This is a genomic window from Streptomyces sp. NPDC044064, assembly GCF_056434245.1.
Genome location: NZ_JBWKFN010000007.1, coordinates 201969 through 217323, shown reverse-complemented (window position 1 = coordinate 217323; position 15355 = coordinate 201969). Strand labels below are relative to the sequence as shown.

The window sequence follows — 15355 nt, the reverse complement described above, 5'->3', positions numbered from 1 at the left end:
GGGAGAAGGCCAGGCAAGATGGGTGCGTGACCCTCATCGATCAGCTGCCGCCGACCGCCGACCCCGACGCCCTGTACGAAGCCTTCGAGTCGTGGGCGCTGGAGCGCGGTCTCACGCTCTACCCCCACCAGGAGGAGGCGCTGATCGAGGCGGTCTCCGGGGCGAACGTGATCGTCTCGACGCCCACCGGCTCCGGCAAGAGCATGATCGCTGCGGGCGCGCACTTCGCCGCGCTGGCCCGGGACGAGGTCACCTTCTACACGGCTCCGATCAAGGCGCTGGTGTCGGAGAAGTTCTTCGAGCTGTGCAAGCTCTTCGGCACCGAGAACGTCGGCATGCTCACCGGCGACGCCTCGGTGAACGCCGACGCGCCCGTGATCTGCTGCACCGCCGAGGTGCTGGCGTCGATCGCGCTGCGCGACGGCAAGAACGCGGACGTCGGCCAGGTCGTGATGGACGAGTTCCACTTCTACGCGGAGGGTGACCGCGGCTGGGCCTGGCAGATCCCGCTGCTGGAGCTCCCGCAGGCCCAGTTCATCCTGATGTCGGCAACTTTGGGCGATGTGTCGTTCTTCGAGAAGGACCTCGCCCGCCGGACCGGCCGCCCCACCGCGGTGGTCCGCTCGGCCACCCGCCCGGTGCCCCTCTCCTACGAGTACCAGCTCACCCCGCTCACCGAGACGCTCACCGATCTGCTGGAGAGCAAGCAGGCCCCCGTGTACATCGTCCACTTCACCCAGGCGCAGGCCGTGGAGCGGGCGCAGGCGCTGATGAGCATCAACATGTGCTCGCGCGAGGAGAAGGACCAGATCGCCGAGCTGATCGGCAACTTCCGCTTCACCACCAAGTTCGGCCGCAACCTCTCCCGTTACGTCCGGCACGGCATCGGCGTCCACCACGCCGGCATGCTGCCCAAGTACCGGCGCCTGGTGGAGAAGCTCGCCCAGGCCGGCCTGCTCAAGGTCATCTGCGGCACGGACACGCTCGGCGTGGGTGTCAACGTACCCATCCGGACGGTGCTGTTCACCGCGCTGACCAAGTACGACGGCAGCCGGGTGCGCACGCTGCGGGCCCGCGAGTTCCACCAGATCGCCGGCCGGGCCGGCCGGGCCGGTTTCGACACGGCGGGACTCGTCGTGGCGCAGGCACCCGAGCACGTCATCGAGAACGAGAAGGCCCTCGCCAAGGCCGGTGACGATCCGAAGAAGCGCCGCAAGGTGGTGCGCAAGAAGGCTCCGGAGGGCTTCGTCGGCTGGACGGAGAACACCTTCGAGAAGCTGATCGCGTCCGAACCCGAGCCGCTCACCTCGCGGTTCCGGGTGACCCACACGATGCTGCTGTCGGTGATCGCCCGCCCCGGCAACGCCTTCGAGGCGATGCGCCACCTCCTGGAGGACAACCACGAGCCGCGGAGGCAGCAGCTGCGGCACATCCGGCGGGCGATCGCGATCTACCGCTCGCTGCTGGACGGCGGGATCGTGGAGAAGCTCGACAAGCCGGACGCCGAGGGCCGCATCGTACGGCTCACGGTCGACCTCCAGCAGGACTTCGCCCTCAACCAGCCGCTGTCCACGTTCGCGCTCGCCTCCTTCGAACTGCTCGACCCCGATTCGCCGTCGTACGCCCTCGACATGGTGTCCGTGGTCGAGTCCACGCTGGACGACCCCCGGCAGATCCTCGTCGCCCAGCAGAACAAGGCTCGCGGCGAGGCCGTGGCCGCGATGAAGGCCGACGGCGTCGAGTACGAGGAGCGCATGGAGCGTCTCCAGGACATCTCGTACCCGAAGCCGCTGGAAGAGCTGCTCTTCCACGCGTACAACACCTACCGCAAGAGCCACCCGTGGGTCGGCGACCACCCGCTGTCGCCCAAGTCCGTCATCCGGGACATGTACGAACGGGCGATGTCCTTCACCGAGCTGGTGTCCTTCTACGAACTGGCCCGCACCGAGGGCATCGTGCTGCGCTACCTCGCCAGCGCCTACAAGACCCTCGACCACACCATCCCGGACGATCTGAAGTCCGAGGATCTCCAGGACCTGATCGAGTGGCTCGGCGAGATGGTGCGCCAGGTGGACTCCAGCCTGCTCGACGAGTGGGAGCAGCTGGCCAACCCGGAGGAGATGACCGCCGAGCAGGCCCAGGAGAAGGCCGACGAGGTCAAGCCGGTCACGACGAACGCCCGCGCCTTCCGGGTCCTGGTCCGCAACGCCATGTTCCGCCGCGTGGAGCTGGCCGCCCTCGACCAGGTCGACGATCTGGGCGAGATGGACGCCGAGGCCGGCTGGGACGCGGAGGCGTGGGGCGAGGCGATGGACAAGTACTGGGACGAGTACGAGGACCTCGGCACCGGCCCCGACGCCCGCGGCCCCAAGCTCCTGGTCATCAAGGAGGAGCCGGAGAACGGTCTCTGGCGCGTCCGCCAGATCTTCGACGACCCGAACGGCGACCACGACTGGGGCATCAGCGCGGAGATCGACCTGGCCGCCTCCGACGCCGAGGGCCGTGCCGTCGTGCGCGTCACCGATGTCGGCCAGCTCTGACCACAGGAGACTCCCACCGATGACGAACCCGGCCGAGAGACTGGTCGATCTGCTCGACCTGGAGCAGATCGAGGTCAACATCTTCCGTGGCCGAAGCCCGCAGGAGTCCCTGCAACGGGTCTTCGGCGGCCAGGTGGCGGGCCAGGCACTGGTCGCCGCCGGGCGCACCACGGACGGCGAACGCCCGGTGCACTCGCTGCACGCGTACTTCCTGCGCCCGGGCCGGCCGGGGGTGCCCATCGTGTACCAGGTGGAACGGGTCCGCGACGGCCGGTCGTTCACGACGCGCCGGGTCACGGCCGTGCAACAGGGCCGCACGATCTTCAATCTGACCGCCTCCTTTCACAAGCCTGAGGAAGGACCGTTCGAGCACCAGCTGCCACCGGTCCGTGAGGTGCCGGACCCGGAGTCCCTGCCGACGGTGACCGAGGAGATCCGCAAGCATCTGGGCGCGCTGCCTGAGCAGTTGGAGCGGATGGCGCGCCGCCAGCCCTTCGACATCCGTTACGTCGACCGGCTGCGCTGGCACGCCGAGGAGATCGAAGGGTGCGAGCCGCGCAGCGCCGTGTGGATGCGCGCAGTCGGCCCGCTCGGTGACGATCCGCTGGTGCACACGTGCGCACTGACCTACGCCAGCGACATGACCCTTCTGGACGCGGTCCGCATCCCGATCGAACCCCTGTGGGCCGCTCGGAACTTCGACATGGCCTCGCTGGACCACGCCATGTGGTTCCACCGGCCGTTCCGCGCGGACGAGTGGTTCCTGTACGACCAGGAGTCCCCGATCGCCACCGGCGGGCGCGGTCTGGCCCGCGGGCGCATCTACGACCTGCAGGGGCGGCTGCTCGTCTCGGTCGTCCAGGAGGGTCTGTTCCGGGCCCTGTAGCGCGGCGGATCAGACCCCCGCGGGCCGGGGGTTTCTGCGGCGGAGCCACGCCCGCAGCCCGCGGGTCGGTCGCGGCGGCTCCGGCCGGGAGTCATGGTCCCCGGGTGTGGTCGGCGGGGCCGATCGTGGCGGGGGCACGGTGGTGTGCCGTGCGGCCGGGCGCGGGGCCGGCGCGTGGGTGCGTGCCTGCTCCACCGCGTGCCGCAGGTCGCTGCGCAGCCAGCCGATCTCGTCCGGGTCCTGCGCCGTCATCAGCTGCTCGGCGAGATGCGCGGAAGGCGATCCCGGCGCTCCGTGGTCGAGCGGGGCGGGCCGGAAGCGGTTCAGCTGGGCGCGCTCATAGGGGTCCTTGACCACGTCCGCGACGTCGGTGGGCGGAAGGAAGGCGGCCACCACCCCGGCACGCGCCCAGGAGCCCTCGGACTGCCTCGTCAGAAAACCGAGTTGCCGCCCCCGCCAGTTGCGGGCCCGAAGGTCGACACCGGCCGCCAGTTGGCCCCTGAGGCTCTCGGGCGTACGCCCACTGAGCAGGTGTGCGTTCTCCGCCCCGGCCGCGAACTGCCGCAGTTCCTCTGCCAGATAGAGCCAGACCACGGCTCGATAGCGGTTCAGATAAAAGCGCACGGGCACCAGCAGCCCCAGTCGGGCAAGTCGAGTGAACCTGCCCGCGGGGATGTCCATGAGCGCGGCACCCTCCGCCGTACCCACGAGGCGCAGGCGCTCACGGAGCGTGTCAGGAAAGCCGTCCTGGGTGCACAGCCGGTCGATCTCGGTCCTTTCGACCCGGCGACCTCCGCCTCCGCCCTCGTCGGGCACGGTCCGGATGCGGCCGAGATGGACGGCGAGATCGAACTCGCGACGCCTGAGCCCCAGTTCACGAGCCGCTCGGCTCCGGGTGCAGGTGACGGTGCGGGCGGGGACGAAGGTGCTTCCCGGCATGGTCGTACTCCCCCGTGGAGTGGCTCACGCCCTGTGCGTTCGCCGTGCACACACCGTAGCCGGATCGGCGCACATCGTGGCGGGCCTGTGGACAACTCCACGGCACGAGACGAAGACGCAGGTCAGAGATCTGACAGTGGAGCGCGATCGGGATGCCGGGCATCCACTCCGAGGTGTTCGCCGACCCGGTTGACGAGCAGGGTCATCTCGTAGGCGATCTGACCGATGTCGGCCTCGGCACCGCTGAGCACGCACAGACAGCTGCCGGTACCGGCGGCGGTCACGAACAGCACGGCGTCGTCGTACTCGATCATCGTCTGCCGCACCCTGCCCGCGCCGAAGTGGCGCCCCGATCCCTTCGCCAGGCTGTGCAGCCCGGACGCGACCGCGGCCAGATGCTCGGCATCCTCGCGGCGAAGGCCGGTGCTCGCTCCCGTGACCAGCCCGTCGTTGGACAGGATCAGCGCGTGCCGCACATGGTCCACCCGCCCGGTCAGATCGTCCAGGAGCCAGCCGAGTCCCTGGTTCTGCGCCATGTTCCGTCTCCCCGTGTGACGTCTCCCCCTGGCTGGAGGAACTGTTCGCCAGCCTTCCCCACGACCGGCCCGCGAGCAAGCAGGATGGGCGTATGGCACAGAAGATGACCGATGAGGAATGGCGGGCGTTCGTCTCGTACGGCACCCGAACCGGCAAGCTCTCCACCGTCAGCGCCGATGGGAGCCCACATGTGGCCCCTGTCTGGTTCCTGCTCGACGGGGACGACGTGGTCTTCAACACCGGTAAGGACACCGTGAAAGGGCGCAATCTCGCCCGTGACGGACGGATCGCCCTGTGCGTGGACGACGAGCGGCCGCCGTTCCACTTCGTGGTGCTGCAGGGGCGCGCCCGCCTGTCGGAGGAACTCGACGAGTTGCGTCTTTGGGCCACCCGCATCGCCGCCCGGTACGTGGGTGAGGAGCACTCGGAGGAATTCGGCGCCCGCAACGGAGTCCCCGGCGAGCTGCTGGTCCGGGTGGCCGTGGAAAAGGTGGTGGCGCTGAAGGATCTGACCGGCTGAGGCTCAGCCCACCGAGTCGAGGAGTCGGGCGGTGTGCATCCGCCCGGCGTACTCGACGAGGCGGATCAGCACCTCCTTGCCGGAGTCCCGGTCGCGCGCGTCGCACAGGACCACGGGGGTTCCCCGGTCCAGGTCCAGCGCCCGGGAGACGTCGTGGGCGCCGTAGCTGCGCGCTCCGGCGAAGCAGTTGACGGCCACGACGAACGGGATGTGCCGGTGCTCGAAGTAGTCGACGGCCGGGAAGCAGTCCTCCAGGCGGCGGGTGTCGGCGAGGACCACGGCTCCGAGGGCTCCCTGTGCCAGTTCGTCCCACAGGAACCAGAAGCGGTCCTGCCCCGGCGTGCCGAACAGGTACAGGGAGAGGCCGGAGCGGATGGTGATGCGCCCGAAGTCCATCGCGACGGTCGTGGTGACCTTCTGGTCCACGCCGTCGGTGTCGTCCACGAGCTGGCCGGCTTCGCTGAGCAGTTCCTCGGTGCGCAGTGGGCGGATCTCGCTGACGGCCCCGACGAGGGTCGTCTTGCCGACACCGAAGCCGCCGGCGACCAGTATCTTCAGTGCCAGGGCGGACATGTCGCCGGCGGCGTCGGAGTGCTCGGAGACCATCATCACTTCTCTCGGGAGGGCCTGCTGCGGTCGGTGTCGGACTGCTCGGAACAGGAAGCCAGCATCATGACAACTCCGGCATCCACCCGGAGGATCGGACCGGAACACGCCTGATTTGACCGTTTGGCGCCCGGTCGGTTCCGGAACGCGAGCGGAACAGAATGCCGTGAGGCGCCCGTCGAACTCTGAACATTCATCTACAGCGCCCGCAGCCCCTCGATGACCTCACGGAGAATGCGTTCGTCCGGCAGGTGGGCCGGGGGCACCGGGCGGCTGACGGTGACGCAGCCCAGTTCCAGGAGATCACCGAGAAGCACCCTGACCACGCCCACCGGAAGGTCCGCGTCGGCAGCGAGTTCGGCGACCGACTGCGTCTCGATGCGGCACAGGTCGACCAGGGCGCGGTGTTCGGGGCCGAGCAGGGAGTCGTCGTCCACCGCGGGTGCGGCGGGGTCGAGGGTGACGAGGGCGATCAGGTCGAAGCGCACCCCGGTGGGGCCGGACTGGGTGCGTCCGCCGGTCATGGCGTAGGGGCGGACCAGGGGCCCGGCCTCGCCGTCGTACCACTGGCTGCCCTGCTCGCGTCGGCCGCCGCTCGGGTTCTCGGTCATGCGTGCCGCCCTCCGGCTCATCCCGCGGCGGGTGGCCGGGCGGCGAGACGGGGCGCCGTGTAGAGGTGCTCGCCCACGCGCTTGACGAGTCGTGCCATCTCGTAGGCGACCAGGCCGATGTCGGCGGTGACGGCTGTGAGCACCGCGAGGCAGGAGCCTTCGCCGGCCGCGGCCACGAACAGGAAGGCATCGTCCATCTCCACCATGGTCTGGCGCACGCCGCCCGCCCCGAAGTGCCGTCCCGCACCTTTGGCGAGGCTGTTGAAGCCGGAGGCCACGGCCGCGAGATGCTCCGCGTCCTCCCGCGCGAGGGCGGTGGAGGCGCCGACGGCCAAGCCGTCGTTGGACAGCACGACGGCGTGCCGTACCTCGCTCACCCGCATCACCAGGTCGTCCAGCAGCCAGTCGAGTTCACCGGATCGCTGGGCGGCACTCATACTCGGGTCCTGGATCATGCCGGGTCTCCTTCAGTGCTGTCACTGCCCGTTTCGGGTTCCGGGGCGGCGCCGCGGCCGGGTTGCCTGCCGCCGCCGCGTGCCCAGCCCGCGCGGTAGGCCGCCATGCGGTCCCGTACGAGTTCGGGGGTGCGCCGGTCGTCACCGCGCGGGTCGGGTTCCGACGCCGTCTCTTCGGAGCGCTGACGGCGCAGTTGCGGCGCGAGACTCGCCTGGCGCACGCGACGTGGAAGGTCGTCGGAGGATTCGGAGTCGTTCGCAGGGCGGTGCAGCCTCAAGGTGGCGACTCCGGGGGGCGGGGGTTCGTGCGCGGGCGGCGCTGGAATCGGGCCGCCGGCCGCGAGGGCGGGCCGGCCGGTCTGCGCGGTGACCTCGGCGGGCGGCGCGGGCGCGTCGGGCACGGGCGCGTACTCGCGCGACTGCTCGGGTCGTGCCGGTTCCTTCTCCTGGGCGGGGCGTTCGGCGGCGCGAGTGTGCAACAGGGCGGTGGGCACCAGGACGACAGCGGTGGTCCCTCCGTAGGGGGAGGTGCGCAGGTGCACCTTGATGCCGTGCCGGGCGGCCAGCCTGCTGACCACGAACAGTCCGAGGCGGTCGCTGTCGAACAGGTCCAGCGCTTCCGACTGTTCGATCCGCCGGTTGGCCTCCGTGAGAGTGTCGGCGCCCATGCCGAGGCCCCGGTCCTCGACTTCGAGAGCGTAGCCGTTGCCGACGGGTTCTCCGGTGACGCGCACGCGTGTGTGGGGCGGCGAGAACTGGGCGGCGTTCTCGACGAGTTCGGCGAGCAGGTGGGTGACGTCGGCGACCGCCGTGCCGATGACGGACGCCTCGGGGAGCTGGCGCACCTCTACGCGCGCGTAGTCCTCGATCTCGGAGACGGCCGCGCGTACGACGTTCGTGAGCGACACCGGCATGCGCCAGGCCCGGCCGGGTGCGGCTCCGGAGAGAATGATCAGGCTCTCGGCATGGCGCCGCATCCGGGTGGTGAGGTGGTCGAGGCGGAAGAGGTCGCTCAGCTCGTCGGGGTCGTCGGAGCGCCGCTCCATGCTGTCGAGGAGGCTGAGCTGACGGTGGACGAGCACCTGACTGCGGCGGGCCAGGTTCACGAAGACTCCGGAGATGCCGCTGGCGAGTTCGGCGCGCTCGACCGCTGCGTGCAGGGCGGCGCGGTGGACGGTGGTCAGGGCCTCGGCGACCTGGCCGGTCTCGTCCTCGGCGGGTGGTCCGGCGGGCGCCTCGGCCTGAATGTCGATCTCCTCGCCGGCGCGCAGTCTCCGCATCGCCTCGGGGAGTTTGCGGCGGGCGATCTCCAGAGCGTCATTGCGCAGACTGACCAGCTCGACCACGAGAGCTCGCCCGATACGGACGGAGATGACGAGCGAGGCGGCGACGGCGGCGAGGCCGAAAAGCACCGCGGCGCCGGCGGGGCTGAGGAAGCCGCGTGTGAACGGGTCGGCGCGGCCCGCGACGGCGCGGCCGGTGTCCGCCTGGATGGTCCGCATCGCGTCCTGTACGCGCGTGTGGGCGGTGTTCCAGGCGCTCGCCGGTGCCGTGTCGACCGCCTTGGCACCGGAGCCGGCGGCGACGATCTTGTCTTCAGTGGTGGTGAGGCCGGTATAGGCACTGCTGCCGGCCAGCTCGCGCCAGGCGGCGCGCTGGGCCCCGGGCAGGTCGGCCACGGCCGCCTCGGAGAAGCTGCGGTGTGTGGCGACGGCCGCGCCGAACAGCCGCAGCCGTTCGCCCTGCAGACCGGCGCCCGGGCGGGCGCTGCCGAGGATCGCGTCCTCCTGGGCCAGCGCCTCGGTAGCACGGGAGAATTCGAGCAGCACGCGCGCGTCGGAGCCCACGTCGGCCTGCTGCACACCGGTGAGGGCGCCGTCCACCGTGAAGGCCGTGCCGATGGTGTTCGTGTACTGGGCGTACACCTGGCTCCAGCCGGCCTCGTGGTCGAGTACGGCGGTGCGCAGTGCGCGCAGATGCCCGGCGCCGGCGACGAAGTCCTCGAGGCGTCCGCGGACTCCGGCGGGCAGTTCCTGGCTGTCGGCGACGGTGTCGTCATGGCCGAGCCGCAACTTGGCCACCGCACGGTCGGTACGGGCGGCGAGGCCTTCGAGGTCGTCGCCGCGCCCCGCGCCCGGGTCGGCAGCGTACCGAACGGCCGCGGCCCGTTCGGTCTGCAGTGCGGCGACGGCTGCGGCCACCGGGGTGCGCAGTTCGGCGTCGACCCGCTGGGACTGCCGCAGCCGGGCGACGTCCTGGACCGTGCTGACGGTGGCGTACGCCCACAGGGCGAGCAACGAGACGACGGGCACCATCAGCAGGCAGACCACCTTGGCACGCACCGTACGGGCGCGCATGCGCCAACGGCCGGTACGCGAGGGTATGTTCTCCGGCAGCGTGTCGAGGGGCCCGCCCGCCTCCTCGTCGGCCGGTGGTCCGGCGTGCGCACGGCGGCCGCGCGGCGGGGGCGGGGATTGCGCCGGGGTGCCGGCTCTGGGGGTGCTACGGGGTGGGCGCATGGCCTCCTCGCTCGGGACGTGGGTCGGGGCCTCGGGGCCGGGCTCCCGCTAGCGGGCGACGCTCTGAACGGGCCGCTGGGCCGAGGCGGACGCCTCGCGCTCGCCGGCCGTGGGCGAGAGGGCGACGAAGGCCGAGGTGAGGAACAGATAGGACCCGAGGCCGACGGCGAGGGGGAAGATGAACTGCATCGCCGTGGCCCCGGGCAGAACCTCGCCGGAGGGGGTGACACGCACACTCACCGCGAACATCCCGGTGTAGTGCATGCTGCTGACCGCCGCCCCCATGACGAGGGAGGCGAGGGTGACCGCGAGGGGAGACTTGATGTTGAGCCCCGCCCACAGGGCCGCGGTCGCCGCCACGACGGCGATCAGGACCGAGAGTCCGACGAGGACGGGGTCGTAGCGCACTTGGCCGTGCAGCCGTACCGCGGCCATGCCCAGGTAGTGCATGCTGGCGACGCCCAGCCCGGTGGTGAGCCCTCCGAGGAAGAGCGCCCGGTTGCGGTCCTTGCCGTATCCGACGGCGAAGACGCCGGCACAGACGACGACCATGGCGACGACGAGACTCAGGATGGTCAGCGGCACGTCGTACCGGATGTCGGTGCCGCTGACGCGGAAGCCGAGCATGGCCACGAAGTGCATGGTCCAGATGCCCGTCCCGATCGCGGAGGCGGCGGTGACGAGCCAGTTGCGGCGCGACCGGCCTGTGGTGGCCAGCGCGCGCACGGTGCAGCGCAGTCCCAGTGCGGCGCCTATGCAGGCCATCACGTACGACAGCGCGGGGGTCAGCCAGCCGAAGGCTGCGTGGTCCAGGTGTCCCATGGCCCCGGGACGCTAGTCGGGGCAGGGGCGCACGAAGGGGGCGCATTTCGAAAGGTGTTGGAATCTGACACAGAGAGGCGATGGAACGATCGCGTCCAGCTCGAACATGCGCGCAGGCGTGTCCCCCGTGTCGGTGAGGAATCATGCGGGGCATGAGCGACGACCACACGCATGTCCAGGAGTTCTTCACCGCCCGCGCCGCCGACTGGGACAGCAGGTTCCCCGACGACGGTCCCGCCTACGCGGCCGCCGTCGCGAACCTCGACCTGCGCCAGGGTGACCGCGTGCTCGACGCCGGTTGCGGCACCGGACGCGCCCTTGCGCCCTTGCGTGCCGCCGTCGGGCCGTCCGGAGTGGTGGCCGGGGTCGATCTGACCCCCGCGATGCTCCGGGCCGCCGCGCGGGCCGGGCGGCACCAGGAGGGGCGGCTGCTGCTCGCGGACGTCGCCGCACTCCCTCTGCGGTCGGGTTCGATGGACGCCGTGTTCGCGGCGGGCCTGATCGCACATCTCCCCAAGCCCTCCGAGAACCTGCGGGAGCTGGTCCGCGTGGTGCGGCCGGGCGGCACGCTCGCACTGTTCCATCCCATCGGCCGGGCGGCCCTGGCGGCGCGTCAGGGGCGGCAGATCACCCCCGACGACCTGCGGGCCGAGGCCAATCTCGGCCCCCTCCTGGCCCGCTCGGGATGGCGCATGACGTCGTACGTCGACGAGGACGTCCGTTTCCTCGCCCTGGCGGTGCGCGAGGGCTGACGGCCGTGGCGGATCAGATCCGCCCCGCCACGGTGGCGACGAAGGCCTCCGGGTTGTCGAACATGATGTTGTGCCCGGCGCCGGGCACCGTCACCACGCGGACCCCGGCGGCTTCCAGGTCCTGCCTGCCCGGGAGTTCGCCGCTGCGCTCGCCCTGAAGGTAGACGCGGTCGATCGCCAGCCCTTCCAGCAGGGTGCGCATCACGGGGTCCGAGCCGCGCCGCAGGCCGACCGCACTGCGGTGCAGCGCACGCGGATCGGCCAGCCGCATCGTGGCCGCCCACAGCGGGCCCACGGCGTCCAGCACGCGCGCGTACTGCTCCTCGACGAACTCGTCCTCCCCGTACGCGGCGATGCCGCTGCTCGCCGCCGTCTGCGGCGGGAAGGCGTCCAGATTGGCCTCCGTGAGGACCAGCCGGGAGACGAGGCCGGGCCGCCGGTGCGCGAGCACGATGGCGACGGCACCTCCCATGCTGTGCGCGATCAACTCGGCACCGGTGACGCCGGCCTGGTCCAGTGCGGCCGCCACGGCGCCGGCGTTCTCCTCGAGCGTGTAGCCGAAATGCCCGGGCCGGTCACTGATGCCGTGCCCCGGAAGATCCACGAACAGGCTGCGCCTGCCGACGAGTTCGGGGCTCGCCGCGATGTGCGCGTGGTACACGGAGGAAACCGATCCGAGTCCGTGCAGGTACACACGCGCGGGCCCCTCACCGGGTACCTCCGTCCACCGGATCCGGCTCCCGCTGCCGTCGAATTCGGCCTGCTTCACGGTGCCCCTCCCTGATGCCTGCGACTTGCACCCAAGATACATCGGAACCGATGTATAGCGGCAACACAATATTAAGGGCTCGCTGTACAGCGGGTGTACGAGAGAATGCGGGCATGCTGGAACTCGCCATCCTCGGATTCCTGTACGACGCCCCGCTGCACGGCTACGTCCTGCGCAAGCACATCGCCGCGCTCACCGGGCACGTGCGGCCCGTCGCCGAGAGCACGCTCTACCCGGCGATCAAGCGACTGGAGAAGGCGGGCCTGCTGGCACGGGCCACCGAGCCCGGTGCCGTGGCCGCGCCGCGTCATGTCCTGACGCTCACCGAGGAGGGCAGGCAGGAGCTGCGCCGCCGCCTCGCCGACCCCGGCCAGCGCGAGATCACCGACGAGAACCACTGGTTCACGCTGCTCGCGTTCCTGCGTCACCTGGACGACCCGGCAGCCCAGGCGGTCGTGCTAAGGCGCCGGCTGTCCTTCCTGGAGGAACCGGCGAGCTTCTTCTACGACGGCGACCGGCCGCTGGCCGCCGAGGAACTGGACGACCCGTTCCGACGCGGGGTGCTCAAGATCGCGCGTGCCACGAGCCGCGCCGAACTCGCCTGGCTGCGCGAGACCCTCGCCTCACTGGAGACCGTCGGCCGCTGAGGTGTCCAGGTGCCGCACCGGGCAGCCACCCGTGCCCGGGACCGGACGGGTGCCCAGGTCGGCCGTCCGGTAGCCGTTCGGATAGCCCTTGATCTCCCGGTTCTGCCGCGCGAAGTGCGGTGTGCGGCGCGGCGGCATCAGCCGGACCAGCCGGCCACGCGTGCGCACCGCGCGACGCACGAGCGAGGTCGTGGACGCGCTCGGCGACCTGTAGTGGAAGGCGCGCAGCAGCGGCTCGTCGAGGAGAGCGAGGGTGGCCGTGCGCAGCAGCGGTGCCAGCGGGCGCGGGTACCAGGACGCCATCAGGTCGAGCGTGGCGTCGGAGACCCGCCGGCCCTGCGCGTCCCAGGCGAAGTGCGCCTCTTCGTAGGAGTCGAGGAGCGCTTCGAACTCCTCGTAGGTCTCGGGGATGCCGGGGATGCCCATGTGCCGGCCGAGGGTGCGGTAGTACTCGGTGGTGGCGACGACCTCGTGCCGGGACAGGCGACGCCAGCCGTAGATGTCGATCCAGCGCCTGGGCACCACCACGAAGGTGGACAGCACGTAGCGCATGTCGTCGTCGCTGATGTCGTAGCTGCGGTGCATCTGGTTGATGCGGCGGATCGCGGTACGGCCCTCGTCGGCGGTGAAGCCGTGCTCCACCACGGCATCGAGGAGCAGCACGGTGTCGTCGTAGCGCTTCTGGGTGCGCTCGGTCAGCTCCGCGGTCTGCGCCAGCAGCCGCCCGATGCCGGGTACGGCGTAGGTGCGGTAGAGAGCCAGCTCCAGGGCGCGCGTGTAGTCCCAGGGGAATTCGAACGCCACGCTGAGCCGGTAGATCGCGAGAGCGTCCGCCACCGGATCCATGCGAAGGATCTGCTCGAGCCGCTCGAAGCGCTTCACCGTGCCGTCCCCCTTCTGTCGCCGAAGCTCCAACTCTACGCTGAACAGGAGCAAATGAGCGATCGGTGACGACCCCGTTCAGGGGGAAGGTGGGGCACGTGTTCGACGTGATACGGAAGTACGCCGCAGGATTTCGTTCCTCCTCGCACGCGGGGGCGGTGGACGCACGGGACCGGCGTGCACACAACTTGTTCGAAGCGGCGGCCGCCTATGTGGCGGCCTGCACGGAGGACGATCAGGACCGGATCGACGAGGCTGCGGCATGGGTGTCTCCCGAGGCGCTGTCGTTCGGGGTGAACGAGCTGGCGTGCCGGGCTGTCATCGCGCTCGCCCGGGAGCGCGACGCGTCGCCCGGGGCGGTGGCCCGCGACCTCCTCGGGCTGCCGGCAGCCTGAAAAGGTGGACCCCGACGGTGGTCATTTCGCCCCTGTCCAGGTGGAAACCTGCAGCTCCGCGTGGTGTGCGGAGTCGTGACAAGCGGCTCCTGCTCGCATTAAGGTGCGCGCCGATGGACGAACCACTGGGGAGGCAGGGATGGCCGGGACGGACAATGAGGCCGTCGCAGCCGCGGACGAGGCGCTGTACGTGCTCACGGCGGTGCTGCTGACGCCGGCACAGTTCCCGAGCGTGCTGGGCGACGACTACCCGGAGGCCTGTGCGGCGCTTGATCTCGCACCGCGTGCCGACGGGTACGGCCTGGTGCTCGGGCAGGACGGCGAGGGTGCCCGCTGGACGGTCGTCATCGACGACGTCTCGCTGGTCGCCGTGGCGATCGCGTCCTGGGACTGCGGGATGGAGTACGAGCTGTCGCCGGACGAGCGCACGGTCGTGACGGCCCTGCCGGGCTGGCCCCTGGCGGTCGCCGTCGCCGCGCCCGGTGTGCCCGCGCCGCACGACCCCGGCCCCGAGGTCGTGGAGGGGCCTGCCCTGACCCCGCCGGACACCAGTTCCTGGGGTCCGGCCCAGCGGCGTCTGGGCGCCGACGAGATCGCGCTGCAGTGGGCGGTCTGGCGGGAGCAGATCGGCGACGACTACCTCCCCTCGTCCGGTGAGCGGACAGAGACGGCGGAGGCCGGGGCGAACGACGAGGAGAGCGCGCCGAAGGGCGGCCACCAGGGCGTCCGACGGGTACTCGCGGAGGCGCGTGCCTACGTCGACTCTCCGCCGCCGCTGGGCCGGGTCCGCTCGTCGTTCGCCCCGGGCAACGCCCGGACGCTTCGCGCCGACGGCCCCGGATGGTCGATGGTGGCGCGCACCGACGACATCGCGTTCGTCCTGCTCGACGACGAGCCGGGGGAGGTCCTGCCGGTGGGCAGGGGTTCCGAACTGCCCAGCCTCCTGGAGGCGCTCGACAAGATGGCCGTGCGGCCCAGCTGACCCCGCGGGGGCCGCTCCCTCCGCGGCGGCACGGCCCCCCGGCGGCCCCGGGAGCGTCCGCGGCCGCCCCGGCGAACGGACCTGGTCCGTTCGCCGGTCTCTCAGCGGCCGAGCTCCTTGCGTCCGACCCTGCGGAGCCTGCGCCGCTGCGAGGGGTCCAGCGCCAGGTACGCGGCGGCCGGAACCCCCACCACGATGAGGAACGCCAGCCACCAGGGCAGCCATATCAGCAGGATGAGACCGACCGCCACACCCCCTGCGGCGATCTTCGCGTTCTTGGACATGAGCGTCGCCTCCTTCGCGGCCACTGCCGCTCTCTGCTCTGAAAACGGCCCCGCGCTCCCGGCGGTTCCGAAGCTCGACCCTGAGACTTCCCTGAGACGCACCCCCTAGTGGTCCAGATCACAGCGTAAGCCTTCGAGGCGGGCTCGCCGCGTGCTGTAACCTCGGCGGCTCCGACCAAGTAGTCAAATTTGAGGAGTACGGCGGAACT

General features: G+C 70.9%; 17 protein-coding genes. 7 read left to right on the top strand and 10 right to left on the bottom strand.

The features are described from left to right. The first annotated feature begins 26 nt into the window (after positions 1–26). Together AC07DS_RS14160 and AC07DS_RS14155 are read left to right on the top strand one after the other, a co-directional pair. Positions 27–2540 (top strand): DEAD/DEAH box helicase, encoded by a 2514-nt coding sequence (locus tag AC07DS_RS14160; RefSeq protein WP_336112923.1) that lies wholly within the window; start codon positions 27–29, stop codon positions 2538–2540. 19 nt (positions 2541–2559) lie between these two features. Continuing rightward, positions 2560–3426 carry an acyl-CoA thioesterase gene (locus tag AC07DS_RS14155; RefSeq protein WP_479145076.1) on the top strand — a complete coding sequence of 289 codons (867 nt, stop codon included), beginning with the start codon at positions 2560–2562 and terminating at the stop codon, positions 3424–3426. Positions 3427–3435: 9 nt separating this feature from the next. On the opposite strand, the gene AC07DS_RS14150 is transcribed toward AC07DS_RS14155, so the two are convergent. Continuing rightward, positions 3436–4365 (bottom strand): DUF6397 family protein, encoded by a 930-nt coding sequence (locus tag AC07DS_RS14150; RefSeq protein ID WP_479145074.1) that lies wholly within the window; start codon positions 4363–4365, stop codon positions 3436–3438. A 122-nt stretch (positions 4366–4487) separates the two neighbouring features. Beyond that, positions 4488–4901, bottom strand: a complete 414-nt coding sequence (locus AC07DS_RS14145) for a roadblock/LC7 domain-containing protein (RefSeq protein ID WP_145880073.1) — start codon at positions 4899–4901, stop codon at positions 4488–4490. A 92-nt stretch (positions 4902–4993) separates the two neighbouring features. Here AC07DS_RS14145 and AC07DS_RS14140 point away from each other — a divergent pair, with 92 nt between their 5' ends. Beyond that, positions 4994–5422, top strand: coding sequence for a PPOX class F420-dependent oxidoreductase (locus AC07DS_RS14140; protein ID WP_479145072.1), 429 nt, complete (start codon positions 4994–4996; stop codon positions 5420–5422). A gap of 3 nt (positions 5423–5425) precedes the next feature. Here AC07DS_RS14140 and AC07DS_RS14135 read toward each other — a convergent pair whose 3' ends face one another. From AC07DS_RS14135 to AC07DS_RS14115, 5 genes are all read right to left on the bottom strand, one after another. Further along, positions 5426–6028: a GTP-binding protein gene (locus AC07DS_RS14135; RefSeq protein ID WP_479145303.1), complete on the bottom strand. Its 603-nt coding sequence runs from the start codon at positions 6026–6028 to the stop codon at positions 5426–5428. 197 nt (positions 6029–6225) lie between these two features. Then, positions 6226–6639, bottom strand: a complete 414-nt coding sequence (locus AC07DS_RS14130; RefSeq protein ID WP_479145070.1) for a DUF742 domain-containing protein — start codon at positions 6637–6639, stop codon at positions 6226–6228. Positions 6640–6656: 17 nt separating this feature from the next. Continuing rightward, positions 6657–7094, bottom strand: coding sequence for a roadblock/LC7 domain-containing protein (locus AC07DS_RS14125; protein WP_479145068.1), 438 nt, complete (start codon positions 7092–7094; stop codon positions 6657–6659). After that, positions 7091–9613 (bottom strand): sensor histidine kinase, encoded by a 2523-nt coding sequence (locus tag AC07DS_RS14120; RefSeq protein ID WP_479145066.1) that lies wholly within the window; start codon positions 9611–9613, stop codon positions 7091–7093. Before AC07DS_RS14120 ends, AC07DS_RS14125 begins: the two co-directional genes overlap by 4 nt. 48 nt (positions 9614–9661) lie before the next feature. Further along, the gene (locus AC07DS_RS14115; protein ID WP_336112918.1) at positions 9662–10435 is read right to left on the bottom strand and encodes an MHYT domain-containing protein; all 774 of its coding nucleotides are present in this window, start codon (positions 10433–10435) and stop codon (positions 9662–9664) included. Between the two features lie 152 nt (positions 10436–10587). On the opposite strand from AC07DS_RS14115, the gene AC07DS_RS14110 reads away from it, so the two are divergent. Then, positions 10588–11187: a class I SAM-dependent methyltransferase gene (locus tag AC07DS_RS14110; RefSeq protein WP_479145064.1), complete on the top strand. Its 600-nt coding sequence runs from the start codon at positions 10588–10590 to the stop codon at positions 11185–11187. A 13-nt stretch (positions 11188–11200) separates the two neighbouring features. Here the strand turns inward: AC07DS_RS14110 and AC07DS_RS14105 are convergent, their stop codons facing one another. After that, a complete protein-coding gene (locus AC07DS_RS14105) occupies positions 11201–11956 on the bottom strand; it encodes an alpha/beta fold hydrolase (protein ID WP_479145063.1) in 756 nt (251 codons plus the stop codon). A gap of 113 nt (positions 11957–12069) precedes the next feature. On the opposite strand from AC07DS_RS14105, the gene AC07DS_RS14100 reads away from it, so the two are divergent. Beyond that, a complete protein-coding gene (locus tag AC07DS_RS14100; protein WP_479145060.1) occupies positions 12070–12603 on the top strand; it encodes a PadR family transcriptional regulator in 534 nt (177 codons plus the stop codon). Here AC07DS_RS14100 and AC07DS_RS14095 read toward each other — a convergent pair. Next, entirely contained in the window at positions 12580–13485 is a 906-nt protein-coding gene (locus tag AC07DS_RS14095; RefSeq protein WP_479145058.1) for an oxygenase MpaB family protein, read from the bottom strand. The two genes, AC07DS_RS14100 and AC07DS_RS14095, sit on opposite strands and share 24 nt — an antisense overlap. Positions 13486–13643: 158 nt before the next feature. On the opposite strand from AC07DS_RS14095, the gene AC07DS_RS14090 reads away from it, so the two are divergent. Beyond that, entirely contained in the window at positions 13644–13880 is a 237-nt protein-coding gene (locus AC07DS_RS14090) for a hypothetical protein (protein WP_479145301.1), read from the top strand. A 139-nt stretch (positions 13881–14019) separates the two neighbouring features. Next, positions 14020–14862, top strand: coding sequence for a hypothetical protein (locus tag AC07DS_RS14085; protein ID WP_479145056.1), 843 nt, complete (start codon positions 14020–14022; stop codon positions 14860–14862). A gap of 101 nt (positions 14863–14963) precedes the next feature. Here AC07DS_RS14085 and AC07DS_RS14080 read toward each other — a convergent pair whose 3' ends face one another. Beyond that, positions 14964–15146, bottom strand: a complete 183-nt coding sequence (locus AC07DS_RS14080) for a hypothetical protein (RefSeq protein ID WP_145880051.1) — start codon at positions 15144–15146, stop codon at positions 14964–14966. Positions 15147–15355: the final 209 nt, after the last annotated feature.

Coding starts and splice junctions, on each gene's coding strand:
- AC07DS_RS14145 (WP_145880073.1), bottom strand. CDS start 4,901: ATGGCGCAGAACCAGGGACTCGGCTGGCTCCTGGACGATCTGACCGGG.
- AC07DS_RS14130 (WP_479145070.1), bottom strand. CDS start 6,639: ATGACCGAGAACCCGAGCGGCGGCCGACGCGAGCAGGGCAGCCAGTGG.
- AC07DS_RS14125 (WP_479145068.1), bottom strand. CDS start 7,094: ATGATCCAGGACCCGAGTATGAGTGCCGCCCAGCGATCCGGTGAACTC.
- AC07DS_RS14100 (WP_479145060.1), top strand. CDS start 12,070: ATGCTGGAACTCGCCATCCTCGGATTCCTGTACGACGCCCCGCTGCAC.
- AC07DS_RS14085 (WP_479145056.1), top strand. CDS start 14,020: ATGGCCGGGACGGACAATGAGGCCGTCGCAGCCGCGGACGAGGCGCTG.
- AC07DS_RS14155 (WP_479145076.1), top strand. CDS start 2,560: ATGACGAACCCGGCCGAGAGACTGGTCGATCTGCTCGACCTGGAGCAG.
- AC07DS_RS14140 (WP_479145072.1), top strand. CDS start 4,994: ATGGCACAGAAGATGACCGATGAGGAATGGCGGGCGTTCGTCTCGTAC.
- AC07DS_RS14120 (WP_479145066.1), bottom strand. CDS start 9,613: ATGCGCCCACCCCGTAGCACCCCCAGAGCCGGCACCCCGGCGCAATCC.
- AC07DS_RS14115 (WP_336112918.1), bottom strand. CDS start 10,435: ATGGGACACCTGGACCACGCAGCCTTCGGCTGGCTGACCCCCGCGCTG.
- AC07DS_RS14110 (WP_479145064.1), top strand. CDS start 10,588: ATGAGCGACGACCACACGCATGTCCAGGAGTTCTTCACCGCCCGCGCC.
- AC07DS_RS14080 (WP_145880051.1), bottom strand. CDS start 15,146: ATGTCCAAGAACGCGAAGATCGCCGCAGGGGGTGTGGCGGTCGGTCTC.
- AC07DS_RS14135 (WP_479145303.1), bottom strand. CDS start 6,028: ATGGTCTCCGAGCACTCCGACGCCGCCGGCGACATGTCCGCCCTGGCA.
- AC07DS_RS14150 (WP_479145074.1), bottom strand. CDS start 4,365: ATGCCGGGAAGCACCTTCGTCCCCGCCCGCACCGTCACCTGCACCCGG.